22 protein-coding genes and 1 pseudogene are annotated in these 25086 nt (G+C 63.8%); 13 read left to right on the plus strand and 10 right to left on the minus strand.

Going from position 1 to position 25086, the window contains the following annotated elements; translation table 11 throughout:
- Positions 1-80 precede the first annotated feature (80 nt).
- Positions 81-1397 (minus strand): hypothetical protein, encoded by a 1317-nt coding sequence (locus tag FMM79_RS06725; RefSeq protein ID WP_148626736.1) that lies wholly within the window; start codon positions 1395-1397, stop codon positions 81-83.
- Positions 1398-1821: 424 nt separating this feature from the next.
- On the opposite strand from FMM79_RS06725, the gene gyrA reads away from it, so the two are divergent.
- Positions 1822-4533 carry a DNA gyrase subunit A gene (gene gyrA / locus FMM79_RS06730; protein ID WP_371710874.1) on the plus strand — a complete coding sequence of 904 codons (2712 nt, stop codon included), beginning with the start codon at positions 1822-1824 and terminating at the stop codon, positions 4531-4533.
- The gene (locus tag FMM79_RS06735) at positions 4530-4886 is read left to right on the plus strand and encodes a DUF952 domain-containing protein (protein ID WP_148626738.1); all 357 of its coding nucleotides are present in this window, start codon (positions 4530-4532) and stop codon (positions 4884-4886) included. Before gyrA ends, FMM79_RS06735 begins: the two co-directional genes overlap by 4 nt.
- A 99-nt stretch (positions 4887-4985) precedes the next feature.
- Here the strand turns inward: FMM79_RS06735 and FMM79_RS06740 are convergent, their stop codons facing one another.
- A complete protein-coding gene (locus tag FMM79_RS06740; RefSeq protein WP_148626739.1) occupies positions 4986-5672 on the minus strand; it encodes a hypothetical protein in 687 nt (228 codons plus the stop codon).
- A 172-nt stretch (positions 5673-5844) separates the two neighbouring features.
- On the opposite strand from FMM79_RS06740, the gene trmFO reads away from it, so the two are divergent.
- Positions 5845-7209, plus strand: a complete 1365-nt coding sequence (gene trmFO / locus FMM79_RS06745; RefSeq protein WP_148626740.1) for a methylenetetrahydrofolate--tRNA-(uracil(54)-C(5))-methyltransferase (FADH(2)-oxidizing) TrmFO — start codon at positions 5845-5847, stop codon at positions 7207-7209.
- A 63-nt stretch (positions 7210-7272) separates the two neighbouring features.
- Here the strand turns inward: trmFO and FMM79_RS06750 are convergent, their stop codons facing one another.
- Together FMM79_RS06750 and FMM79_RS06755 are read right to left on the minus strand one after the other, a co-directional pair.
- A complete protein-coding gene (locus FMM79_RS06750; protein WP_148626741.1) occupies positions 7273-7758 on the minus strand; it encodes a hypothetical protein in 486 nt (161 codons plus the stop codon).
- A gap of 74 nt (positions 7759-7832) precedes the next feature.
- The gene (locus FMM79_RS06755; RefSeq protein WP_240339024.1) at positions 7833-8546 is read right to left on the minus strand and encodes a squalene/phytoene synthase family protein; all 714 of its coding nucleotides are present in this window, start codon (positions 8544-8546) and stop codon (positions 7833-7835) included.
- Positions 8547-8822: 276 nt separating this feature from the next.
- On the opposite strand from FMM79_RS06755, the gene FMM79_RS06760 reads away from it, so the two are divergent.
- From FMM79_RS06760 to FMM79_RS06770, 3 genes are read left to right on the plus strand one after another with little or no spacing between them, the layout of a single operon-like run.
- Positions 8823-10715, plus strand: coding sequence for a pilus assembly protein (locus tag FMM79_RS06760; protein ID WP_162528454.1), 1893 nt, complete (start codon positions 8823-8825; stop codon positions 10713-10715).
- Entirely contained in the window at positions 10712-11308 is a 597-nt protein-coding gene (locus tag FMM79_RS06765) for a TadE/TadG family type IV pilus assembly protein (protein WP_148626743.1), read from the plus strand. Before FMM79_RS06760 ends, FMM79_RS06765 begins: the two co-directional genes overlap by 4 nt.
- Positions 11305-11994 (plus strand): TadE/TadG family type IV pilus assembly protein, encoded by a 690-nt coding sequence (locus FMM79_RS06770; RefSeq protein ID WP_148626744.1) that lies wholly within the window; start codon positions 11305-11307, stop codon positions 11992-11994. Before FMM79_RS06765 ends, FMM79_RS06770 begins: the two co-directional genes overlap by 4 nt.
- An 85-nt stretch (positions 11995-12079) precedes the next feature.
- Here the strand turns inward: FMM79_RS06770 and FMM79_RS06775 are convergent, their stop codons facing one another.
- The 3 genes from FMM79_RS06775 to FMM79_RS06785 all read right to left on the minus strand — a co-directional run bounded on the left by FMM79_RS06775 (position 12080) and on the right by FMM79_RS06785 (position 14987).
- Positions 12080-13465, minus strand: a complete 1386-nt coding sequence (locus FMM79_RS06775; RefSeq protein WP_148626745.1) for a pyruvate dehydrogenase complex E1 component subunit beta — start codon at positions 13463-13465, stop codon at positions 12080-12082.
- Positions 13465-14553 carry a pyruvate dehydrogenase (acetyl-transferring) E1 component subunit alpha gene (gene pdhA / locus FMM79_RS06780; protein ID WP_148626746.1) on the minus strand — a complete coding sequence of 363 codons (1089 nt, stop codon included), beginning with the start codon at positions 14551-14553 and terminating at the stop codon, positions 13465-13467. The genes FMM79_RS06775 and pdhA overlap by 1 nt, the downstream gene beginning before the upstream one ends.
- A 182-nt stretch (positions 14554-14735) precedes the next feature.
- Positions 14736-14987, minus strand: a complete 252-nt coding sequence (locus FMM79_RS06785; RefSeq protein WP_371710871.1) for a septum formation initiator family protein — start codon at positions 14985-14987, stop codon at positions 14736-14738.
- A 455-nt stretch (positions 14988-15442) separates the two neighbouring features.
- Between FMM79_RS06785 and exbB the strand changes: the two genes are divergently transcribed.
- The 7 genes from exbB (at position 15443) to FMM79_RS06820 (ending at position 21467) form a co-directional block, all read left to right on the plus strand.
- A complete protein-coding gene (gene exbB / locus FMM79_RS06790) occupies positions 15443-16177 on the plus strand; it encodes a tonB-system energizer ExbB (RefSeq protein WP_305778393.1) in 735 nt (244 codons plus the stop codon).
- Positions 16178-16182: 5 nt separating this feature from the next.
- Entirely contained in the window at positions 16183-16608 is a 426-nt protein-coding gene (gene exbD / locus FMM79_RS06795) for a TonB system transport protein ExbD (protein ID WP_148626749.1), read from the plus strand.
- 2 nt (positions 16609-16610) lie between these two features.
- The gene (locus FMM79_RS06800) at positions 16611-17396 is read left to right on the plus strand and encodes an energy transducer TonB (RefSeq protein ID WP_148626750.1); all 786 of its coding nucleotides are present in this window, start codon (positions 16611-16613) and stop codon (positions 17394-17396) included.
- Positions 17397-17448: 52 nt separating this feature from the next.
- A complete protein-coding gene (locus FMM79_RS06805) occupies positions 17449-19800 on the plus strand; it encodes a TonB-dependent siderophore receptor (protein WP_148626751.1) in 2352 nt (783 codons plus the stop codon).
- 76 nt (positions 19801-19876) lie between these two features.
- On the plus strand, positions 19877-20560 hold the full coding sequence (locus tag FMM79_RS06810; protein WP_148626752.1) for a Fe2+-dependent dioxygenase: 684 nt from the start codon (positions 19877-19879) through the stop codon (positions 20558-20560).
- A gap of 5 nt (positions 20561-20565) precedes the next feature.
- A complete protein-coding gene (locus FMM79_RS06815) occupies positions 20566-21150 on the plus strand; it encodes a ferric reductase-like transmembrane domain-containing protein (RefSeq protein ID WP_148626753.1) in 585 nt (194 codons plus the stop codon).
- Positions 21147-21467, plus strand: coding sequence for a PepSY domain-containing protein (locus FMM79_RS06820; protein WP_148626754.1), 321 nt, complete (start codon positions 21147-21149; stop codon positions 21465-21467). The genes FMM79_RS06815 and FMM79_RS06820 overlap by 4 nt, the downstream gene beginning before the upstream one ends.
- On the opposite strand, the pseudogene FMM79_RS06825 reads toward FMM79_RS06820, so the two are convergent.
- The 3 genes and pseudogenes from FMM79_RS06825 to FMM79_RS06835 form a co-directional block, all read right to left on the minus strand.
- Positions 21464-22353, minus strand: a pseudogene (locus FMM79_RS06825) (helix-turn-helix domain-containing protein). The gene FMM79_RS06820 and the pseudogene FMM79_RS06825 overlap by 4 nt on opposite strands.
- A gap of 3 nt (positions 22354-22356) precedes the next feature.
- A complete protein-coding gene (locus FMM79_RS06830; RefSeq protein ID WP_148626755.1) occupies positions 22357-23940 on the minus strand; it encodes an efflux transporter outer membrane subunit in 1584 nt (527 codons plus the stop codon).
- A gap of 23 nt (positions 23941-23963) precedes the next feature.
- On the minus strand, positions 23964-25076 hold the full coding sequence (locus FMM79_RS06835) for an ABC transporter permease (RefSeq protein WP_148626756.1): 1113 nt from the start codon (positions 25074-25076) through the stop codon (positions 23964-23966).
- Between the last annotated feature and the right edge of the window lie 10 nt (positions 25077-25086).

Raw genomic sequence — 25086 nt, forward strand, 5'->3', positions numbered from 1 at the left:
ACCACGTCCATCGCCTTTTTCATGGCCTGCAGGCCAGGGCGGCAAGCGGAAGATCCGACCGCCCTGCCCTTATCCGTCGATCAGGACTTGCTGGCGGCGTAGGCCGACCACAGCTCCGCAACCGGCTTCGAGGCACCGCCAACCTTGGCGAGGGTCGCCTCGGCCTCGGCGAACTTGCCCTGGCGGGCTTGCGCAATACCCAGACGCAGCGCGACGGTGTTCGCATCGACGCCCGGCTTTTCAAGGGCACGCGCATAGAAAGTCTCGGCCTTGGCGTTCTCGTCGTAGCTCAGGAACACATCGCCCGCGTTGGTCAGCGTGGCGAGGGTCGCGCCGGGCTTGGCCGCTTCAGCCTCCTGCGAGGGCAGAGATGCCTTGTCCGACTTCACGCGTGCTTCGGTGTCCACCTTCTCGGTGCCGAGGTCGGCGCTGGCGAGCGCACCCTTGGCGAGGCCCTGGTTCATGATCTTGAGCGCTTCCCCCGGATAGCCGCGCGGGTCGGCGTTTTCGAGGTACTCAAGGTAGTCGCGCTTGTCCTTCATGGCCTGCGTTTCGTACATCAGGCGCATGAGATCGAGGTTCTGCTGCTTGGGCAGGCTGGCGAGCTGGCGCACGATCGAGGACGAAATATACCAGGTGTCGGGCGAGGGATAGTTCTCAGCCAGCATCGCGGCGTATTCGGTCGAAGTCGCAAGGTCCTTGGCGTCATAGGCCGACTGCAGCGCGGCCCGGAGCGAGCTCTCCGCCGGCGCGCGGCCCGCAGCCTGAGCCGCGGCGATGTCTTCCTTGACCATCGCGAGTGCCGCCTCGGGGTTACCCGAGCGCTTGTAGGTGTCGGCAAGCAGCAGGTCGAGCTGGTTGTTCGGGTCCTGATAGCCAGCATCCTTCGCCGCCTTCAGGTAAGGCGCGGCGGATGCGAAGTCCTTCTGCTGGTAGTAGGTGACACCAAGGTCATAGTTGACCGCACCGATCTGCTCAGGCGCAACCTTGCCGCTGTCGAGGCGCATCTTGAGCGCCTTGATCTTGAGGTCGTTGTCCTTCGAGATAATCGCGAAGAAGCGCATGAAATCGCCCAGGACGTTCTTGTCGTCCGGGGTCGTGGCCACGCTGGCCGCCTTCTCGTAGGCCGCCTTGGCGTTGCCGCCCAGCTCCGCGTTCATGACCGCAACGGCCGCAGCCATCGTCTCGTCATTGGGCGTGCCGCCCAGAGCTTCGCGAGCCTTCTTGTCAGCTTCCTGGATGGGAATGAACTCGGCGACAAACTCCTTCGAGTAGTCGGCTGAGCCCTCCTTGTCCTTCTTGGCCGCGACAGCGGCCGTCGGGGCCACCGATACCGCAACGCCGCTCGAGAGCGCGACCGCAAGGGCCACACGGGAAATCAGGAATTTGCGAGCCATGATCCAGGCTTACTCCTCTTGCACTACGGGGATGCGCTTCGTGCGCCTCTCCCGGGTAAATTCGACAGTCCGCCGCGTGATGGCGATGAATTCCACCGTTGGCAACCTTGCAGCCGCCCTAACGGCTTACGGCTTAACGCGGATTGAATGCACTTGGCCGCAGCATGTTCCCCAGGCGTCTCATCCAAGGGGGCGCACAATGCCGCCCGGCCAGCGCGTCACACCTTGAATTTGTGGAAAAGAACGTACGAATTGACGCCATGTGCACGCTTGTGGTGGCAATCGCTGGATCCATGCCCTAGAGCCGAATATCCGTTCCTGAATGCTTGGCAGAAGACGACATTAGCGCGTGAGCGAACAGACCGAAAACCTCGACCCGACCGGCCCCGACGGCGAATACGCTCGTATCGACATCGTCGATGAGATGAAGTCGAGCTATCTCGATTACGCGATGAGCGTGATCGTGAGCCGCGCGCTTCCCGACGTACGCGATGGCCTCAAGCCCGTGCACCGGCGCATCCTCTATGCGTGTCAGGAGGCCGGCTATGTCGCAGGCAAGCCCTACCGCAAGTCGAGCCGCATCGTCGGTGACGTCATGGGTAAATACCACCCCCATGGCGACAGCGCGATCTACGATGCCCTCGCCCGCCTGACGCAGCCCTGGTCGATGCGCCTGCCGCTGGTCGATGGCCAGGGCAACTTCGGCTCGATGGACCCCGATCCGCCGGCCGCGATGCGTTACACCGAGGCCCGCCTCGACAAGAGCGCCAACGAACTTCTTTCGGACATCGACAAGAACACCGTCGATTTCGCCGACAACTATGACGGCTCGGAAAGCGAGCCGACGGTCCTTCCCGCCCGTTTCCCCAACCTGCTCGTCAACGGCGCAGGCGGTATCGCGGTCGGCATGGCCACCAACATCCCCCCTCACAACCTGGGCGAAGTGATCGACGGCTGCTTCGCGCTGATGGACGATCCGACCACCAGCAACGAACAGCTGTGCGAAATCATCCCGGGGCCGGACTTCCCGACCGCCCCGCTGATCCTGGGCAAGAGCGGCGCGCGCAACGCCTACACCACGGGCCGCGGCTCGATCATGATGCGCTGCCGCCACGAGATCGAGGAAGGGCGTGGCGACCGCCGCTCGATCGTCCTCACCTCGATCCCCTACCAGGTCGGCAAGAACAATCTGGTCGAGAAGATCGCCGAGGCTGCCAAGGACAAGCGCATCGAAGGCGTCTCGGACATCCGTGACGAATCGAACCGCGAAGGCGTGCGTGTGGTCATTGACCTCAAGCGCGATGCTTCGCCGGAGGTCGTCCTCAACCAGGTCTGGCGCAACACGCCCGCGCAGTCGAATTTTGCGGCGAACATGCTCGCGATCCGGGGCGGCCGTCCCGAGACCATGAGCCTGCGCGACATTCTGCAGGCCTTCATCCACTTCCGCGAAGAGGTCATCACCCGCCGCACCAAGTACGAGCTGAACAGGGCGCGCGACCGTGCGCATATCTTGCTCGGCCTGGTTGTCGCGGTCTCGAACCTCGATGAAGTCGTCAAGATCATCCGCGGCTCTTCCAACCCCGCCGATGCCCGCGCCAAGCTGCTCGCGCGCGAATGGCCGATCGGCGACATCGCGCCGTACATCCGCCTCGTCGAGGCGATCGAGCCCAACGCCGAGGAATCGGACGGTGTCTACCGCCTGTCCGAAGTCCAGGTACGCGCGATCCTCGACCTGCGCCTGCACCGGCTCACCGCGCTCGGCCGCGACGAGATCGGGGACGAGCTCAAGGAACTGGCCACCGCGATCGAGGAATACCTCTCGATCCTCGCTGATCGCGTAAAGCTCTACAACGTCATGCGGGGTGAACTGAAGGCCGTGCGCGACACCTACGCGACGCCGCGCATGTCCGAGATCACCGCCGCCTTCGACGGGATCGACGACGAGGACCTGATCGAACGCGAGGACATGGTCGTGACCGTCACTATGGACGGTTACATCAAGCGCACCCCGCTCTCGACGTTCCGGGCACAGGCCCGCGGTGGCAAGGGCCGCGCTGGCATGGCGACCAAGGACGCGGATGCGGTGACGACGATGTTCGTTACCTCCACACACAACCCGGTTCTGTTCTTCTCCACCGCGGGCAAGGTCTACCGCCTCAAGGTCTACAGGCTGCCCGAAGGTGGCCCCACGACCCGCGGCCGTCCGATCATCAATATGCTACCCGCGCTCGACAAGGACGAAACGATCCAGACCGTTCTCGCCCTTCCCGAGGACGAGGCGGAATGGGGCAAGCTCTCGGTCGTGTTCGCCACGTCCAAGGGCAACGTGCGCCGCAACGCCATGGATTCCTTCGCGAACATTCCTTCCAACGGCAAGTTTGCGATGAAGTTCGACACTAACGCCGATGGCACGCCAGGCGATGACTACCTGATCGGCGTCGCGCTGCTCGATCCGAGCGACGATGTGCTCCTCGCCACCCGCAAGGGCAAGGCAATCCGCTTTGCTGGCGACCAGGTCCGCGAATTCACGAGCCGCACCTCAACAGGTGTGCGCGGCATGAACCTCAAGGACGACGACCGTGTCATATCGCTCTCGATTCTGCACCGTGTTGGCACCGAATCGGACGAGCGCGACGAGTACCTGAAGTTCGCCCCTTGGAAGGGTGAGCGCGAAGGCACCTGCTCGCTGTCCGACGAGCGCCAGGCCGAACTGGCCGAGCGCGAGGAATTCATCCTCACGGTCTGCGCCAACGGCTATGGCAAGATGTCCTCGGCGTATGAATATCGCCGCACCGGCCGCGGCGGACAGGGTATCACCAACATCGACAACATCGCACGCAATGGCGATGTCGTGGCCAGCTTCCCGGCGACGCGCGAGCAGCAGCTCATGCTCATCACCGATCAGGCCAAGATGATCCGCCTCCCGCTTGAAACCATGCGCGTCATCGGGCGCGGCTCGGCTGGGGTGCGTCTCTTCAACGTCTCCAAGGGCGAGCATGTCGTGGGCGCGGTGCGCCTCGATGAGGCGACCGAAGAGGAGATCGAGGAAATCGCCGTCGAGGCCGGTGTAGAAGCTCCGGCAACCGATGCCCCGGCTCCTGAGGGCGACGCTTCGGATGGCGACAGCGAGGCATGAACAACGGCCCTGCGACCACCGGTGTCGCCTACAAGATCCTGACCGCGCCTCAGTTGGAAACGCTGCTGCGCGATCAGGTTTTCACAGGCGCGCCGATCGACCTGGCCGATGGCTATATTCACCTGTCCGACGCAGGACAGGTGAATGAAACGCTAATCAAGCACTTCGCCGGACAGGACGATCTGCACCTTGTCGCGGTCAACCTCGATACGCTGGAAGGCGCCGTCCGCTGGGAGGTGTCGCGCGGTGGCGCGCTGTTCCCCCACCTCTACGGCGAACTTCCGATGTCGGCCGTGATGGCACATGCCCCGGTTTCACGAGCTCCGGATGGCGAGCTAATTCTTCCGGCCTGACGAGCGCCCCCGCCTTGCGCGCGTCAACCTGGTCGCGAGAGCTGCGCTAGACATTATGGGGGTGACCGAGGGCGATGGCCCTCGCAATTGCCTGCCCCCTTAAAAATCGTCCCAATCGATCCGCGCGATTTCCTCACGCTGGCGCAGCTCACCGGTGACACCGGTCGCCAGAACCAGATTGCCGAAATAGAGAGCCAGCCAGGCGAGCACCGCCTGCGGCGCCTCTCCGGCGAGGTATTCTGGCACCGTGATTTGGAGGACGCCGCCGACCACGATGAGCACGCCGCCCACCCCGGCGCGGCTCTGCGCAAAGGTGCTCATCCAGGCCGAGGCCGCAAGTCCACCCAGCGCGAGCCCATAGAACAGCGGCACAGGAACGCCGACACGGCTCGCGGCGAAATAGCACAGCAGCGGCGTCAGCAGGAAAAGTCCGCCCGTACCGATCCGCCGGTTGATGTCGGGATCGTGACTTCGATGGCTGAGAAACAACGAGAGCCCGGCAAACCAGCCCAGCATCAGTACGATGCGCGCAAAGCCCGGGTAGAAGCCGGTCAGCGCACCGGCCAATGCCTCGAACCCGAGCATGGCGGCGAGAAGCTGGGTGTCGCGCCCCTTGTGGCGCAGCAACGCATAGACCGCGAGCAACCCGAATGGCAGCGCTTCCAGGACAATCCAGTATACACCGGGAACCGGGGTGCGCGAGACAAGGACCCAGGCATGCCCGACCGCCAGCGCAAGGCTGGTGAGGAGCCAGGGACGTCGTTCCACGAGTGCGCGCCGGGGCATATCTGTCTTGCAACCTCCATCATCGTCGCCACGCCGCATCTGTGTCTGGATGCAAGCGCCTGAATATACCTGTTTGTCCGTTCCCGACCGGCAAGTCATCCCCCCAAATCGGGTTCGTGCCCCGCAATCCCCCTCTTCCCGCCAGCGAGCAGAAAGGCTAGGCGCCTCAACCATGACACAGAAGGTTCACATCATCGGCGGCGGCCTGGCTGGCAGCGAGGCCGCCTGGCAGCTGGCCCGTCGCGGTTTTCAAGTCCGCATCTCGGAAATGCGGGGCACGGGTGAAGGCACGCCCGCGCACCAGACCGATGGCCTCGCCGAACTGGTGTGCTCGAACTCGTTTCGCTCGGACGATGACGAGAAGAACGCGGTCGGCCTCCTCCACCATGAAATGCGCGCCTGCGATTCGCTGATCATGGCCGCAGCCAAAGTCGCTGCGGTACCGGCCGGTTCCGCGCTCGCGGTTGACCGCGACGTGTTCTCCGCTGAAGTTGAGAAGCGCCTGTCCGCCCTGGACAATGTCGAGATCGTGCGCGAACGCGTCGACCAGCTCCCGACCGAGGGCACTACCATTGTCGCGACTGGCCCGCTCACCGCCGAGGCGCTGGCCGGCAGTATCGGCGCAGCCACCGGCGCGGACAGCCTCGCCTTCTTCGATGCCATCGCGCCCATCGTCTACCGCGACAGCATCGACATGGACGTCTGCTGGATGGCCTCGCGCTGGGACAAGCCCTCCAAAGTTGGCGGCGGCACCAAGGACTACATCAACTGCCCCATGACCAAGGAGCAGTACATCGCCTTCCACCAGGGCCTGGTCGATGGCGAGAAGACCGTATTCAAAGACTGGGAAGCCAACACCCCTTACTTCGACGGCTGCATGCCGATCGAGGTGATGGCCGAACGCGGTGTGGAAACGCTGCGCTTCGGGCCGATGAAGCCGGTTGGTCTCGACAACCCGCATTGGGCAACCCCTGAGCATCCCAACGGCCGGTGGCCTTACGCCGTCGTCCAGTTACGCCAGGACAACAAGCTTGGCACGCTGTGGAACATGGTCGGCTTCCAGACCAAGCTCAAACATGCGGAGCAGGTGCGCCTGTTCCGCACCATCCCGGGCCTGGAGAACGCCGAGTTCGCGCGCCTGGGCGGCCTGCACCGCAACACCTTTCTCAATTCGCCCGTCCTGCTTGACCGCCAGCTGCGCCTCAAGACCGCGCCGCACGTACGCTTTGCCGGGCAGATCACGGGCTGCGAGGGGTACGTGGAGAGTTCCGCAGTTGGCCTCATGGCTGGCCTGATGACGGCGGCCGAGTTGACCGGGCGCACCTGGCAGGCCCCGCCCACGACCACGGCGATGGGCGCCCTCCTCTCGCACATCACCGGCGACGCGGAGGCCGAGAGCTTTCAGCCCATGAACGTCAACTTCGGGCTGTTCCCGCCGCTCCACGAGGTGTCCAAGAAGCAGCGCAAGGAGGCCTACACCGCGCGCGCCAAGGAAGAGATCGGCCCCTGGATCGCCGGGTTGACCCCGGCGGCCTGACACCCAAGCAATACCTGTCCAACGCCCCCCATTTCCCGTCTAGCGCTGGACAAGCGCGGGCGCTCAATCGCAGGCACACCTGGGTTTCGGCTTGGGTTTGGGCGGAGGAGGTGCCGTCCGCGCAAACTCTCCCGGCGTCAGCCAGTCGTTGCCATTCACATCGGCGTACTCGAACTTGCCCACCGTGGTGACGGCCCACTCCTCGAAAGTAAGCAGGTTGTTGCCGTCGGTGTCGAGCTTGCGGAACGCCGAGGTCCGCGTCGAGAGCATCTCATTGCGCGAGATGCGGCCGTCGCTATCGCGGTCATAACGCGCAAATCGGCGCTGCTCGCGCGAAAGTTCGTCCGCCTCAGGCGGCGCAGGCCCCACCAAGAGCTCCAGATCGTCCGCCGCATAGGACGGAAGTGCATCGTCATCCCCGCTCCCCAGCGTGGGAATGACATCGGGCGGCGGCGCAGCGCTCTCAACAAGCGCGCGCCCCTGCAACCAGAACAGGCCAAGGGCGACGAGACACAAGGCCCCGAAAGCTCCCAGCACGACGCGGTTCATCCTTACCCCCCTTCGCGAAATCGAAGAGTGACGGATCCCCGCACATACGTAAAATTACAGATTGTTCATTAGAACTAGCGCCCGAGCAGGCCGACCCCGATGGCGCGCACCAGCGCGCCGGGCGAACGGGCCGCCTCTTCGCTGCCCTTGGCATGACGCCTTGCCGAAAGCACCTCGAGGATTTTGAGCGGGCGCAGCGCGCGCGGCACGCGTCCTCGCGTCGTCGCCCCGTTGTTGGACAGGAGGCGCTCGACCGCGGCGCGCTCTTCTTCCTTGCTCAGGCGGACGGCAAGATCGGTAAGCCCCCAGGCCCGACCGATTGCCTCCGCCTGCCCTGCCTTTGCCGAGCAGCCGACCTCTTTGGCAAAGGCACCGAAGGCCCCTGCGCGGCCGTCGGCCATGGATTGCAGAGCCCCGTGCGTCAGCGGCGCAGGCGCGGTGAGCGCCTCCCAGCCATCGACCAGCGCCACCGCTCCTTGGTGTCCGCCCGTCCAGCTGCGGAAGGCCGCCAACAAGGGCTCGCCCTGCGGCCAGGCCGACGCGTCCTGCTCCAGCGTCTCGCGCCACCATGAGAACCGCAGTTGCGCCAGCATAGGCTCAGAGGAGTGGCGCAGCAGGTTGGCAAGCCGCGCATCGAGCGCGAAGAGCGCGAGCGTCTGCAAGCGTGTACGTTGCGGCGCATAGGACAGGGCAAGACGGGCAAGCGGGGAAAGCGAGGCAAGCAGGCTTTCCTCGATCTGCGCGGGGCTCAGCGGAGCGGGTCCGGCGGCGGATTTTTGTTCAGACACAGCAGCGTCTCTTAACTTCCGCCGCCACACTTGCAAGCGTTGCGCGCGTGCCATCGAGGTCGGAGCCAGCGCCTGAACCGCGCACTTTCGCCATTCCTGAATTGCCCACATTGCAAACGATACCATCCGGCAATCCGGCAAAATGCCGGACTGCACTTTAACTATGATTGCTCCCAATTTTATAAGGTTTTTAGCGGTATTTCGGTCAGAGCTCTCCCAGCAGGCATTTACCAACCGATGAACCATAGGACACGTCCCCCGGGACATGGTGATACCATGCGGCAGGCCCTGCCCTGCCTTCGAAGGCTTGCGCGTGAGCGCAGCGGCAATACCTTCCTGATCTTTGCAGCCGCAGTCACCCCCTTGCTCGCGCTCGTCGGTGGAGGGATCGACATGGGGCGCAGCTACCTTTCCGAGACGCGCTTGCAACAGGCCTGCGATTCGGGTGTGCTCGCCGCGCGCAAGGCGCTGGGCTCGCAGGTGGTGACTACCGGCAAGGTTCCCATAGAAGTCTCGGTCATTGGCAATCGCTTCTTCAATGGCAACTTCGGCGAAGGCGCCTACGGCTCGCGCGAGCGGACCTTCGAGATGGCGCTGGAGAACGACTTCTCGATCTCCGGTCTGGCCAGCGCCTCGGTGCCCGCCACCATCATGCGCATCTTCGGGAAAACGCATATTCCCGTGCGCGTGCGCTGCGAGGCGAAGCTCAACTACTCCAATACCGACGTAATGATGGTCCTGGACACGACCGGCTCGATGGACCTCACCAATGCCGGGGACAGCGAGCCCAAGATCGCGGTCCTGCGCCGCGTGGTAAAGGACTTCCACGCCCAACTGGAAGGCAGCAAGACGCCGGGTGTGCGTATCCGCTACGGCTTCGTGCCCTATTCCACCAACGTCAATGTGGGATACCTGCTGCGCTCGGACTGGATGGTCGATACGGCCAGCTACGAGGGCCGCATCGCCAAGAGCACCGGCAAGACCGAAACCGTGCCGAAGTACAAGTACACATACCAGGCGATCAGCGGCACGCGCACTTCAAGCGTAAGCTGGTTCGACACCGAGTGCCCCGGCGACACGGCGACCTGGCAGATGATCGCCTATGGCTCGGGGACCGGGTACGAGGTGTGGGACACGCGCGTGAAAGGCGACACTTTCGCCTGCACGCCCGCCGATGGCGGCTTCACCGTAACCCCGACCCACTATACCGATTACGTCTATCGCACGTTGAAGCAGGAAGATGGCGTCGAGACCAAGCAAGTCTACAAATGGCAATACCACAGCGTTACGCTCGACGTGCGTTCACTGAAGGGGTCCTCGGGCAGCGCGCTCTACAAGGGCGGCGCTCTTCGCGTGCGCATGTTTGGCAACCCCTCCCCGACGCCCCAGAACATGTCGGCGAGCTTTCGCGGCTGCATTGAAGAGCGCGATACCTACCAGATCAACGACTACGACAACGTCGATCTGACCAAGGCGCTCGACCTCGACATCGACCGCGTTCCCGAAGCCTCCAAGCCCGCGACCCAGTGGCGCCCGATCCTTCACGAGATTTCCTTCGAGCGCGCCTGGAAGGCGACCGGGGGTAGCTTTTCCAAGCAGCCGGTCATGACCGACGAGGACTACATCCAGGCCAGCAACTATGGCGTCACCGCCTGTCCTTCACGCGCGCACAAGCTGGCCGAGATGACTTCGGGCGAAGTCGCCAGCTATGTGGAATCGCTCCGGCCCGAAGGCAGCACTTACCACGACGTCAGCATGATCTGGGGCGGACGCCTGCTATCCCCCACCGGGATCTTCGCAAGCGAGAATGGCGATGTGAACCAGCGCCCGACGACGCGCCACCTGATCTTCCTCACCGATGGCGAAACGGCGCCGAACGATCTCAGCTACGGCAGCTACGGCATCGAACCGCTGAGCGAGCGGCGCTGGTCCCCTTCCTCACCCTACACGCTGACACAGACTGTGGAGAAACGCTTCTCGTTTGCCTGCAGCGAGGTAAAGAAGAAGAACATCACCGTCTGGGTAATCGGCTTCGGCACCGAGATGACCGACATGCTCAAGACCTGTGCGGGACCGGGCCACTGGTTCCAGGCCGACAACGCGGCCCAACTCAACGACGCCTTTGACGCTATCGCCAAGGCTATGGGCGACCTCAGGATCGTGCAATGACGCGGCGCGAGCTCCTCCAGACCTGGGCGCGTGAGCGGGGCGGCGTTGCGGCAGTCGAGTTCGCACTCGTCGCGCCTGTTATGCTGCTCACGATCTTCGGTCTCTTTGATCTGGGCTATAATGTCTACACCGCCGAACAGCTCGAAGGCTCAATCCAAAAGGCCGCGCGCGATTCCACCATTGAGGGCGCCGCAGGCCGCGCAAGCCAACTCGACGAGCAGGTGCGCGAGGCAGTCCTTGCGATTGCGCCGGCCGCCGAGCTAACTTTCGAGCGCACGGCCTACGCCTCGTTCACGGACATTGGTGCGCCCGAGGACTTCACCGACGTCAATGGCGATGGCACGTGCAGTGAAGGCGAACCTTTCGAGGACGCCAATGAGAACGGGACATGGGACACGAGCCAGGGCACGCACGGTCAGGGCGGGGCGCGCGATGCCGTGCTTTACGAAATCGAAGTTACCTACCCCCGCCCCTTCCCGGTCACCGCGATCCTGGGCATGGGCGACACCTTCACAATGCGCGCGCGCACGGTCCTGCGCAATCAGCCCTACGAGACCAACGACGCTCCGCCGACCATCGCAAACTGCCCATGATCTATCACCTGCGTAGCGCGTTTTCCTGCATCAAGGGCCGTCTCAAGGCCCTGCCCGCCTCCTGCGCGGGCGTCGCGGTGACCGAGACCGCCTTGGTGCTTCCTTTCTTTCTGGGCGCGGGGCTGGCCGGGATCGAACTTGCCAACTACTCGCTGACAATGCTGCGCGTCGGGCAGTTGGCGGTCCAGGTGGCGGACAACGCCTCGCGCATCGGCGACATATCAACGTTGGAAAACCGCAAGATATATGAAGCCGACATCAACGACCTGCTGCTCGGCGCCAAGGTCCAGGCCGGATCGGGCTTGGACCTGTACGAAAACGGGCGCGTGATTGTGAGCAGCCTGGAAGTCGACGCGGACGAAGAACAGTACATCCACTGGCAGCGCTGCATGGGCACGCTGAAGATGGTGTCCAGCTACGGAGAGGAAGGCGACAAGCTCCCGGACGGCATCGGGCCGGACGACCGCAAGGTCCTCGCCCAAAGCGGCGATGCAGTCGTCTTCGTGGAGATCGCCTACACCTATCAGCCGCTCATTTCCAAAGCCCTGATGGGTGCGCGCCGGATCGAGAGCGTCGCCTCCTACACGGTGAGATCGAGCCGGGATCTCTCGCAGGTCTACCAGGTTGAAGGCCAGGCCCACGCGCCAGTCTCATCCTGCGACAAGTTCACCGACAGCGCCGCCTGAGGGACATGAAAAAGGGCCCGCGACCGCGTGGTCACAGGCCCCTTCTTCATGTCCTTGCGCCGCGGTCAAACCGCAGCGGTCAAGATCAGCGGTAGCAGACCTTCTTGACCGCTTCGATCACGCGGTCGGTGTCGATCAGCGCGGCATGCTCGAGGTTCGCAGCATAAGGCAGCGGAACGTCTTCGTTGCACACGCGGGTGACCGGCGCGTCAAGATCGTCGAAGCCCTCTTCCATGCAGATCGAGGCGATCTCCGAGGCAATCGAGCAGACCGGGAAGCCTTCTTCGGCCACCACGATGCGATTGGTCTTGGCGAGGCTCTCCAGCACGGCTTCCTTGTCGAGCGGACGCAGCGTGCGCAGGTCAAGGACTTCGGCATCGATGCCTTCCTCGGCCAGCTTCTCGGCGGCTTCCAGAGCCACACCCACGCCGATCGAGTACGAAACGATGGTCACGTCCGAACCTTCGCGCATGATGCGGGCCTTGCCAATCGGCAGAACGTGGTCATCGAGCTCGGGCAGTTCGAAGTTGCGACCGTAGACCAGCTCGTTCTCAAGGAATACCACCGGGTCCTCGCTGCGGATCGCGGCCTTCAGAAGGCCCTTGGCGTCCGAAGCGTCATAGGGCGCGATGACCACGAGACCAGGAACGCTGGCGTACCAGGGACCGTAGTTCTGCGAGTGCTGCGCACCCACGCGCGAAGCCGCGCCGTTGGGACCACGGAACACGATCGGGCAGCGCATCTGGCCACCGGACATGTAGTTCGTCTTGGCGGCCGAGTTGATGATGTGGTCAATCGCCTGCATGGCGAAGTTGAAGGTCATAAACTCGACGACAGGACGCAGACCGCCCATCGCGGCGCCCGTGCCGATACCGGCAAAGCCGTACTCGGTGATCGGGGTGTCGATCACGCGCTTGGGGCCGAATTCGTCGAGCAGGCCCTGGGTCACCTTGTAGGCGCCTTGGTACTCGGCGACTTCCTCGCCCATCACGAAGACGCGTTCGTCGCGGCGCATTTCCTCAGCCATCGCGTCGCGCAGCGCGTCTCGCACCGTCGAGGTCTTCATGTTGGTGCCATGGGGCACTTCAGGATCGCGCTTCTTGGGCTTTTCCTCAGTCGCGAGCTTGGCGGTGCCGCTTTCGGCCGAGACATCCTGAATGACGTCCGACTTGACCTGCTGCGCTTCAACCTTGGGCGCGGCGGGCGCTTCGATCGAAGAGGCGTCTTCGCCTTCGCCGGCCAGCATGGCGATGACCGTGCCGACCTTCACGCCTTCGGTGCCTTCCTCGACAAGTATCTTGCCGACGGTACCTTCATCGATGGATTCGAATTCCATCGTCGCCTTGTCGGTCTCAATTTCGGCGAGGATCGTGCCCGAGGACACCTCATCGCCTTCCTTGACCAGCCACTTGGCAAGCTTGCCCTCTTCCATCGTCGGGGAGAGCGCGGGCATCTTCAGTTCAATCGCCATCAGTAGCGCTCCACCAGCACATCAGTATAAAGTTCGGACATTTCGGGTTCGGGCGAACTTTCGGCGAAATCGGCCGCTTCGGAAATCTGCTTGCGCACGGTTTTGTCGAGGTCCTTGAGCGTATCTTCGGACATGCCCAGTTCGACCAGCTCGGCCTTGGCATGTTCAATCGGGTCTCGCTTGTCGCGAACGCCCTGCACTTCCTCGCGGCTACGATACTTGGCGGGGTCGGACATCGAGTGACCACGGTAGCGGTAGGTGTTCAGCTCCATGAGCACGGGGCCATTGCCAGCGCGCACGTATTCGAGCGCGATCTCGGCAGCCTTGCGCACTTCGAGGACATCCATGCCGTCCACCTGCATACCCGGAATACGGAACGCGCTGCCGCGGCGATGGAAGTGGGTCTCGGCCGAGGAACGGTTGACTGCGGTGCCCATGGCGTACTGGTTGTTCTCGATCACGAAGATGATCGGAAGCTTCCACAGCGCGGCCATGTTGAATGCCTCGTAGACCTGGCCCTGGTTGGCGGCGCCATCGCCGAAGTAGGACATGGCGACGCCGCCGTCCTCGTTGTACTTGTGCGCGAAGGCAAGACCTGCACCCAGCGGCACCTGCGCGCCGACGATGCCGTGGCCGCCGTAGAACTTGTGCTCGACACTGAACATGTGCATCGAGCCGCCCTTGCCCTTGGAGATACCTGCGGCACGTCCGGTGAGCTCGGCCATGATGACCTTGGGATCAATGCCGTATGCCAGCATGTGGCCGTGGTCACGGTAGCCGGTGATGACCGAGTCCTTGTCGCCGTCGAGCGCGGACTGCAGGCCCACCGCAACGGCTTCCTGGCCAATGTAGAGGTGGCAGAAGCCACCGATCAGGCCGAGACCGTAGAGCTGGCCTGCCTTCTCTTCGAAACGCCGGATGAGCAGCATCTGCTCATAGAGCTTGAGCAGCTCTTCCTTGTCCGCCTTGTAGCGCTTGTCGCCTTCGAGGGCCTGCTGGAGGCTGCCGAGATCGAAGTCGTCTTGGGTGGCTGGCGTTACCGGCGTATCGGTCGTGCCGGACGCGGCGTCAGTCTTTGTTTTGGGCAATGCTGCTCCCCCTGGGGTAAGGATGGCTTCGTCCACGCGATATAGGGAGATCGCTTGGATACGGGAAGCGTTCCAACCCTGAATCGAGGGCAATTCAAAGCACTTTTTGTACCATTCGGCGCAACCAGCATTGCAAAAAAGTGCACAACCCCCGTTTTCCGGGACGCGCGGGAGGACTCAATTCAGGGAAGCAGGAGCACCTTTTCGTCGGGACGGGCGACATTGAGATTGCTGCGCAGCAATTCGCCGGCAAGATCAGGATCGACGTGGTCCGGTGCGAGCAGGTTCACCCGGTTACGCAAGCGATCACGCTCGTCCTGCAAGTCCGCTAGGCTCGTCCGGCGCTGTTCGAGCACGCGCTGGTTTTCCCCCCACGCGAGCAGACCGCTCGGTCCGGCCACGGCAAAGGCACCCATGAGCAGAAGCGCTGCCACGGGCAGTCCCTGCACAAGTCGCTTTCGCACAATGGTATTATCGCCCCGCATGGTCATCATGAACTCAATAGAATCACAACCGATTCGCCCTGACAAGCGCTAATTCTAGGCGATTCGCCCATTTCGATACAGAGGCACGCACTTCGGTCCGTCCGATACCCGGAACGAATTGTGTCGATAAGTTGCGAACCCCTGCAAAGTAGGCCGATAAACGCATTCCCGCGCGGTTAGTTCCACGTCGCCGGTCGCCCCGCATCCGAGCATTTTTCCAACACTTTCCGCTACTTTTGGGGAAAGGACCAGCATGCCCCGAAATCCGCTAATGCGAATCTATTGCAAACGTTCGCAAATCATGCGAATGGCTCGCAACAATATAGAGCAGACATCTCCGCGCAATGCTCGGAACATCAGGGGGACATAAGATGATCACTGGCAAGAGGCTTGGGGTGCCTGCCATGATTGCTGCACTGCTTGCGACCAGTCCGGCCCACGCCGCCGCCGTCGCCCTTCCCGAGAATCTTTCGGTCGGGGCCATGTTCTGGCAGGCCGACTGGCTCGTTAAACTCGTGATGATCGGGCTGGGGCTGGCCTCGCTCGCAACCTGGACGATCTTTGTCGCCAAGCTCATGGAGTTGCGCAAGGCCAACGCTGCCGAAAAGCAGGTGCACGACCAGCTCGTCTCGCTGCGCTCGCTGCGTGACGCCACTCTTGACAGCAACCTTGCCTTCACGCCGCTGGTGCGCGAGGCGATCGCCGAACTGCGGCTGTCCAGCGATGCGCTTTCCGATCCCGAAGGCATCAAGGAGCGTGTCGTCTCCCGCTTCCAGCGTCACGAGGCGCTGGTTACCCGGCGCATTACCCGCGGCGTGAACGTCCTCGCCACGATCGGCGCGACCGCGCCCTTCGTCGGCCTGTTCGGAACGGTCTGGGGCATCATGCACAGCTTCATCGGCATTGCGGAGAAGCAGACAACGAACCTCGCCGTTGTCGCGCCCGGTATCGCCGAGGCTCTGCTGGCCACTGCCATCGGCCTAGTCGCAGCCATCCCGGCCGTCGTCATCTACAACCATTTCGCCCGCCAGATCGCCGCGCACAAGGCGCTCGTTTCCGACAGCGCCGCCGCCATCCTGCGCCTCGTCTCGCGCGACCTCAGCCGCGGGCAGTCGATCCCGCTCGCCAAGGAAGGCTGACGCACATGGCGATCCAGCTCTCCGACGGCGGCGAGGACCTGCCAGTCAACCACGACATCAACGTAACGCCCTTCATCGACGTCATGCTGGTCCTGCTCATCATCTTCATGGTGGCCGCGCCGCTCGCGACCGTCGACGTCAAGGTCGACCTGCCCTCCTCCACTGCGGCGCCCGCGCCCAAACCCGAGGCTCCCGTTTACCTGACCCTGCGCCAGAGCGGCGAAATGCGCGTGGGCGAGACGGAGGTCTCGGCCGCCGCGCTGGGTGATGCGATCGCGCGCGCCACCTCGGGGGACCGGGAACAGCGTGTGTTCCTCCGCGCAGACAAGAACGTTACCTACGAAGCGATCATGGACGCCATGAATGTCCTGCGCGCAGCCGGCTATCGCCATGTCGCCCTGGTCGGGGCTGAACAGGGTGCTGGAGCCTGACCATGCGCAGCCCCGGCATCCTTGACCCAGGCGCGCGCCAGCGCTGGGCCGGGGCCACCGGCATTGCCCTTGGCGGGCATGCCCTCGCGCTTGGCGCGGTTCTCTTATGGAGCCGCGACGCAGCGCCGCCCCCGCCAGAGCCAGTGGTCCTCGTCGAGCTGCCCGAGGGCGCCTCAGCCCCAGCGGCTTCGCAGGCCCAAGCAGCGGGTAGGCCCGAGACATCGGCGCAAGCGCCGCAGCCCACGCAGGCCCAGCCCATGCGTCCCGAACCACTCCCGCCTCTGCAGACGGCCGATCCGCTGCCAAGCGAACCACGCCCCGTTCCGGGCGCCCTTGCGCAAAGCGCACCAGTCGCCACGCCCGGGCGCGCCGTCTCCATGCCTGCCCCTGCCCCTGCTTCTGCCCCTGCTGCACCAGCTCCCACGTCGGTTAGCCGCAGCACGGGCAGTGGCAAGAGGGGCGATGGCCCAGGCACCAGCGCCAAGGCACGCAAGGCCCAGGCGGACTATTTTGCGATGATCGCGGCGCACCTGCAACGCAAGAAAAGCTATCCCAAGGAGGCCAAAAAGGCCCGCCAGCAAGGCACCGTGACGGTGCGCTTCACTGTCACGCGCGACGGGTCGGTCAGCGCCGTCGCGATCAAGACTTCAAGTGGGCACGACCTGCTCGATGGGGCGACGCTCGACCTCTTGCGCCGCGTGGCCCCGCTGCCCAGCATGCCATCTTCCATGGAGCGCGACAGCGTCACGCTGGCGCTCCCGATTGACTACTCGCTGCGCACCGACTGACCGGCGCCCAGCCCACTACAGAACCGATCACATTCGTAATGAGGGAAGTTTCGTGAAAAAGAACTCCGGGGGAATCTTGCGTCCGACAAGTCTGCGTGGCTCGGGACTGTGCCGTTCAGGTACGGCCGCCCTGCTGGGCGTAACCGCCGCCACTTTCGCGGTGCCGGCCCTTGCGCAGGAAGTCGAGGACGACGAAGAGATTCAGCTCGAGACACTGCAGATCGAAGACCGTGCAGCCGACGTCAATCCGTACACCTCGCAGGGTGCGCCCTACAAGGCGCGCGTTTCGGCCGACCCGCGCCGCGTGAAGCCGCTTGCCGAAACTCCCGCCACCATCACCGTCATCACCGAGACGCAAATGGAGGAAGCGGGTACGACTGACCTTAAGGAAGTGCTGCGCCTGCAGCCGGGCGTCACCATCGGAACCGGGGAAAATGGCAACGCCTTTGGTGACCGCTACATCATCCGCGGCGAGGAAGCGCGCAGCGACGTCTTCGTAGATGGCCTGCGTGATCCGGGCATGACCACGCGCGAAAGCTTCGCGGTCGACCAGGTCGAGATCACCAAGGGGCCGAGCTCCACCTTCGCGGGGCGCGGCGCCTCGGGCGGGGCGGTCAATGCGATCACCAAGTCCGCGAGCACCGACTACTCGTTCCACAAGGTGGACCTCGGCGTGGGCACCGACAGCTTCTGGCGCGGCACGCTCGACACCAACTGGGCGCTAGGTGAGAATGTCGCGGTGCGCGCCAACCTGCTCTACGCCAACCAGGACGTGCCCGACCGCGACCCCGCCTACCGCGAACGCTGGGGCGCCGCTGTCTCGGGTCTCGTGCGGGTCAGCGAGGACGTGCGCGTCCAGCTCGACTACTACCACCTCACCGCCAAGGACCGTCCGGACCTTGGCGTCTATGTCGCGGCCAGCGATGCCGAAGGCTATGGCAAGACCTTCGATGACCTGCCCAGCTACGCTCAGGACGAGGACTTCCTGAAGTCCGACGTCGACACCGTCACGGGCCGTATCTTCATCACGCCGATGGATGGCTTCGAGATCGTCAACTCGACCCGCTATGGCGAAAGCCACAACGGCTACGTCGCGACCGGCGCGCGCGGGGACAGCACGGGCGGCTCGATCTCGCTTAGCACCCACCAAGGCTGGCAGGACGTAAACTACTTCGTGAACCAGCTCAACGTGATCGGCCGCTTCGAGACGGCGGGCCTTGCGCACAACCTGATCGTGGGCAGCGAATATTCCGACCACAAGGTCCGCAACGGCGCGTACGAAACCACCACGCAAGGTGCGACCAACTGCGAAGTCGCGGGTCGGGGCGGCGTACGTCCGGCCTACTGCATCACCGATGCGAACGGCGAGCAGATCATCGAGGACGGCGCGATCCGCGGCCTCCTGCAGCGCGATATCACGAAGGGCAGCTGGGACTCCTTGTGGCACATGCGCACCTTGTCCTTCTACGCGATGGACACCGTGGACGTGACGCCCTGGCTTTCGCTGAACGGCGGTGTGCGCGCCGATGCCATCGACTTTGCACTCTCCACCTACAGCGCAAGCAGCGACAGCCGCTCGGACTACTACATCAACGACACCTTGTGGAACGGCCATGCCGGGGTGAGCCTGAAGCCGATGGAAGAGCTCATGCTTTACTTCACCTGGTCGACCGGCTCGAACGTCAACGGGGGCGAATCGGACCTTGGCTCCAACTGCGGTTACGGTGGCCTGTGCGTCGATCAGAACGTCCCGCTTTCGGCCGGCAAGCCCGAGAGCTCGGAGTCCTTCGAAGTCGGCGCCAAGTGGGACCTGTTTGACGATCGCCTGCTTCTCACCGTCGCCGCTTTCCAGACCACCAAGGACGATGTCTACGAAACCGCTGGCGGGGGTAGCGGCTACACGCCGAGCGGCTCGCTCAACACGGGCAAGACCCGCGTGAAGGGCATCGAGATCGGTCTAGTCGGCAACATCACTGACCGCCTCTCAGCGCAGATCGGCGGCTCGATCATGGATGCCAAGGTGCTCGACAGCTACAGCGATGCTAACATCGGTCTGACGCTGGCTAACTTCGCCGACAATCAGGTAACGGGCCAGGTTCGCTACCAAGTGACCGACGCCTTCGCCTTCGGTGTCACCGGCACCTACAAGAGCGCGATGTACGCAGGCCAGCCCGATGCGGCGGCAAGCTACAACGCGCAGATCGGTCGTTACACCTTCCGCGTGCCTTCCTCGACCGTGTTCGACGCCTTCGCCGAGTACAAGTTCAACACGAACTTCTCCGCGCGCATCAACGTCCAGAACATCGGCAACGAGGACTTCTACACCGCCGCGTACCGTTCGGGCGCCTTCCTCTACAAGGGGGACGAACGCCGCGGGACGATTACCCTGACCGGCCGCTTCTGATAGGCCATGGCGCGGCGGGCGTGTTTGGGGACGTCCGCCGCGGTTCCTATCCTTTCTTGCCCGGACACCACGACGCATGCTGATTGTCATCGAGAACCTGCTCGGTCCCGACGAGGTCGCGGATCTGCGCGCACGCCTCATCGACGCGCGCTGGATCGACGGAAACCAGACCGCGGGCACACGCTCCATCGCGGTCAAGCAGAACCTCCAGGTCGACCGTGAGTGCCCAGTGGGCCGCGAGCTTTCCAACACCATCCTGCGGCGCCTCGGCGAAACGCCCCGCTTCGTCTCGGCCTCGCTTGCCGAGAAAATCTGGCCTCCGGTCTTCAATGCCTACCAGGACGGCGGGCATTACGGCACGCATGTCGATTCCGCACTGATGCGCGACAACGCGCGTGGCCTGACGCTGCGCAGCGACCTGTCTGCCACGATCTTCCTCTCCGATCCCGACAACTATGAAGGCGGCGAACTGGTCATCGAGCAGGAGTATGGCGCGCAAGGCGTCAAGCTGGCGGCGGGTGACATGGTTCTCTACCCCTCGAGCAGCCTACACCAGGTCACGCCCGTCATCTCGGGGCAGCGCCTCTGCGCCATTCTGTGGTTGCAAAGTGCGATTGCCGACGCCGCCAAGCGCGCGCTGCTCTACGATCTTGACCAGTCGATCCAGGCGCTGTCGAGCGACCGGGCCGTAGAGGATCCCGACGTCGACCGACTCATACACGTCTACCATAACCTCGTGCGCCGCTGGGCGCAGGTCTGAACGTGATGAAGCGCGCGCGCCTCTCGCTCCTCATTAGCCTGGCGCTGGCCATTCCCGGCCTGCTCATGGTCTGGGACCTGCTCGCGAACGCGGCGTGGTCGATGGGGCTGCTGTCGCCCAGCGGGGAGCTCGCCGTGCGCCTGATGGTCCTGGCAATGCTGCCGGGCCCACTTGTTGAACTTGTCGGGACCAACCGATTCCTCAAGGGCTGGCTACTGATCCGCCGTAACCTCGGCGTAGCGGCCTTCAGTTACAGCCTGCTGCACTTGGGCTTCTATGTCATCGACATGACGCCTGAGGGCATCGTCTCCGAATTCGGGTTCCCCGGCATCTGGACGGGCTGGCTGGCGCTCGTCCTCCTTCTGATACCCGCCTCGATCAGTTTCAACACGGCCGTTCGCAGGCTCGGCCGCCGCTGGAAAATGCTCCAGCGCCTCGTCTACCCTGCCCTTTTCCTTGCCCTTGCACACTGGCTGCTGCTGGGCTGGAGTTCCACCCCCGCCCTCATTCACGTCGCACCGCTTGCCCTCGCTTGGGCCGCCCGCGCGTGGAAACGCCATCGTATCCGCAAGGGAGCCTTCACCGCATGACCCGCCTGTTCACCTCGCTCGCCTGCGCGGGCCTTGCCCTCACCGCCCTTGGCCTTTCCGCGCCCGTCCTCGCCGATGGCGATGTCACCTGCAAGGCCGGTCCCGAGGCCAATTGGAAGCCCATCGCAAAGCTGAAGAAGAAGGTGTGGCAGGAAGGCTGGACGACTCTCAAGATGCAGGTCGCGGGCGACTGCTACGAGGTTTATGCCCGTAACAACGCGGGCCAGGTGCTCGAAGCGTTCTACCACCCAGTAACGCTGGAGAAGCTCGTCGTCTATCGTCGTGGCACCGAGATCTACCGCAAGAAGGGCTTCTAGTGGAGTGATTCCAACGTTTGGCGCCCGTTCCTGACAGTGGCGGTAATTTCGTCGGCATCTGCCCTCCAGATGAAGGCACGCGGTTCCAGATTTTGCTCTTTGATGAAACGATTAGTGGTAGCCTGCAGATTGACCACGGAATGAAACACGTTGTTTTGCAGTCGCGGCCTGGTGAGTTTTGCAAAGAGACCTTCGACAGCATTGAGCCATGATCAGGACCTGGGTACGAAATGGAACGTCCAGCGCGGGTGCCTGGCCAGCCACGCGCGACCTTGGGCTGCTTTTGGGTGGCGTAATTGTCGAGGAGGACATGGATTACCTTGTCGGCGGGCATCTGGGCCTCGATCGTGTTGAGGGAACGGATCGACAGCACGATCGCATGGGCAGGCGGCGAGACACGAAGCCCAACGACATCATGCAGCCTCTCGGCAAAGACGTTGTCCTAGGACAGTTTGAAACTGCGCCATCTGCGCGGGGCCAAACCGTGTTCGTGCCCGATCTTCACCACCGAGGAGGCCGCAAGGCCCACCGCCTTTGACCATCGCGCGCACCGTCCAGTGCGTGGCCTCGTGCGCCGGTGGCCCCTGCGTCTGCGCCACGACCTTCTCGACCAGCGTTGGCTCCAGATGCGCAATGTCGGGGTACGGGTCTTGTCCCGCAGCAAGCCGTTCACACCTTCCTTCATGAAACGCTCCGGCCATCGCCACACGCAAGTCTTCGATTTTCCTGCGGCGGCCATGATCGCCTGAGTGCTTACGCGCTGAGCGGTCAGCAAAATGATCCGGGTTCGCTACACATGCTTTTGCGGTAAACCAAGCGCAGCAACAGTCGCTTCAAATCGCTGGCTGACCTCGGAAGTGAGATGAATCTCGATATCGGTTCGCATGCCCTAATCTGACAAGTGCGCGTTCGCCTGGGCATCCTTCAGTCGGACTCCTTTGTCCCGATCAATCCACTGAGGCGAACCCTCTTTACCTTCCTTATTGCGTGGCGGCACGTTGCCCACCGCCTTGTTGACCGCGATGAAGCGGGTGCGCAGGTCACCCTCGCTCCGGACCAGTTCGCGCTGCACGCCCAGCACGGCCCGGCGCGCATCGAGCAGCGGAAGGTAGCTGACGTTGCCCGCCGCGTAGTTTGCCCGCACCAGATCGCGCCGACGCTCGGCCCCGGCAAGCCGCACCACCAGTTCGTCGCGGCGCCTGCGCTCGGCGCCATAGCCATTGAGCGCATCGTCGATTTCCTGCCAGGCGCTCAGCACCGTCTGCTGGAAGCGCACCGCCGCCTCGCGCTCCTCGATCCGGCGCAGCGTGACAACACTGCGCCGGCGTCCCCCATCGAAGAGCGGCAGGTTGAGGCTGGGCCCCAACGACCAGGTGCGGCTGCCCCAGTCGAACAGGCTTTGGCTGCGATAGGATTCCAGGTTGAAGCCTCCCCCGAGGCGAATGCTGGGATAGAGGTCCGCCACGGCAACCCCGATCTCGGCCGTGGCCGCATGGAGCTGCGCACCCGCCTCGCGCACATCAGGCCGCCCCAGCGCCACCTCGGACGGGAGCCCTAGCCCGAGATCCGGATCAATCGGCATCCCCGAACCGGCAGGTGGATCCAGAAGGTCCTGCAATCCCCCCGGGCGTTCTCCGGTCAGCACCGCCAGCGCGTTGATGAGTGCAGCCTCCTGCGCGCGCAGCGGGGCAAGTGTGGCCTGCGCACCTGCGCGCTCCATCGTCGCGCCTTCGAGCACCGAATGCCCGTCGAGCCCAGCTCGAACCCGCGCGTCCACGATCTCCTCGCGCTCTGTCAGTATGTCCCGGTCCTCCTCGGCCAGGATCAGTTGGCGCTGGACGCTGCGCAAGTCGACATAGCTGCGCGCAACTTCGCTCGCCACTGCCAGGCGCGTCTGCTCCAACATGGCAGCCTGGCCTTCCACGCGGGCATCGGCCACCTCCAGCGAACGACGTACCTTGCCCCAAAGGTCCGGCTCCCACCCTGCGTCGAGACCGCCCTGGAAAAGCGTAAAGGGATTGGCGAGAAAACGCGCCATCTGGTCACGCTCGGCCTCACTGCCAATCACGTCGAACAAACGGGTCGAGGCGCCGTTCTCGCTCAGCCGTTGGCGCGTGAGCGAACCCGACAGGTTAACCTGGGGCAGGCCCGCTGCCTCGGCCCCGCCGCGCTGCACCCGCGCTGCGGCAAAGTGGAGCGCAGCGCTCGCAATGTCCGGGCTCGCCACCAGCGCGCGCGCCTCCAGTTCGTTCAGCACCGGATCACCCCAGAGCGTCCACCAGGCGGCGGGCAGCGCCTCACCATCCGTCGCCACATCGTGCAGCGCGGCATCGCCCGAGCGCCAGCTGTGCCAATCGGTCGGGGCTTCCAGCGACGGTACCGCATAGTCCGGCCCCACCGTGCAGGCCCCCAGCGCAAGGGCGACGAGAAGCGACGAAGCCGTCGTTCGTGCAAGTGAAGTATGGTCGGTCATGCAGCCTCTCGCAGGTTAGAGGTTCAGGCCAGACGGTGGCGAAAGAGCCATGCCGCGAGCGGCAGTGTCAGCGCCGCGATCACGAACATGGGGATGAAGTCATGGTAGATATCGGTGAGGCCTGCACCCTCAAGATAGACCCGGCGCACAAGGTCGACGCCAAAGCGCAAGGGATTGGCGTAAGTCGCGACCTGAAGCACCTCGGGCATGTTGCGCACGGGCGTGATGAGGCCCGAAAGCAGCGTCAGCGGCATGATGATAAGGAAGGTATAGAGCATCGCCTGCTGCATGTTGAGCGCGACCGAGGACAGCGACATGCCGATCCCGACCGAGGCCCCGGTAAAGCCGAGCAGGCCAAGGTAGAGAAGCCAGACAGATCCGCTCATCGGGATGTCGAACCAGAACAGCGAGATCAGCAACACGATCGTGGATTGCAGCATGCCGACCACGATCGAGGGCACCGACTTGCCGACCAGTATCTGCAAGGGGGTGAGCGGGGTGACGAGAAGCTGATCGAAGGTCCCCTGCTCGCGCTCGCGCGCAACCGAGAGTGCGGCGAGGAGCAGCGTCTGGAGCACGCTCAGTGTCGCGACCATGGCGGGTACGATCTGCCAGCGCGATTCCAGATTGGGATTGAACCAGGCCCGGCGCACCAGTTCGAGCCCCTGCCCGCCTTCGCGCCCCGCGTTGAAGGCGGCCACCACTGACGCGACATAGGCCGAGGCCGAACCCGCCGTCGTCGAATTGCGGCCGTCGAGGATCAGTTGCACCGGTGCGCGGCGCCCGGCTGCGAGGGTCTCAGCAAAGTCCGCCGGTATCGCGATGACCATGAGCGCGCGCTGCTTATCGATCACCTGCGCGATCTGGTTGGCATTGGCGAGCGTGGCCTCGCGCCGGAACACACCCGTCCCATCGAGCCGGGCCAGCAATTCGCTGGAAGCCGCGCTGTGGCTCTGGTCGAGCACGGCGTAGGGAACGTTTGTAAGATCGAACGAGGCCGCATAGCCGAATAGCAACGTCTGCACGAAGGCAGGCGCGAACAGGACGATACGGTTGGCCGGGTCCTTGAAGATCGCCAGCAGCTCCTTGCGGATCAGCGTGAGGATCGGGAAGATCAGGGCGCTCAGGGCCTCCATCGGCGCGCCT

Origin of the sequence: Novosphingobium sp. BW1, assembly GCF_008107685.1 — a bacterium.
Lineage (GTDB): Bacteria > Pseudomonadota > Alphaproteobacteria > Sphingomonadales > Sphingomonadaceae > Novosphingobium.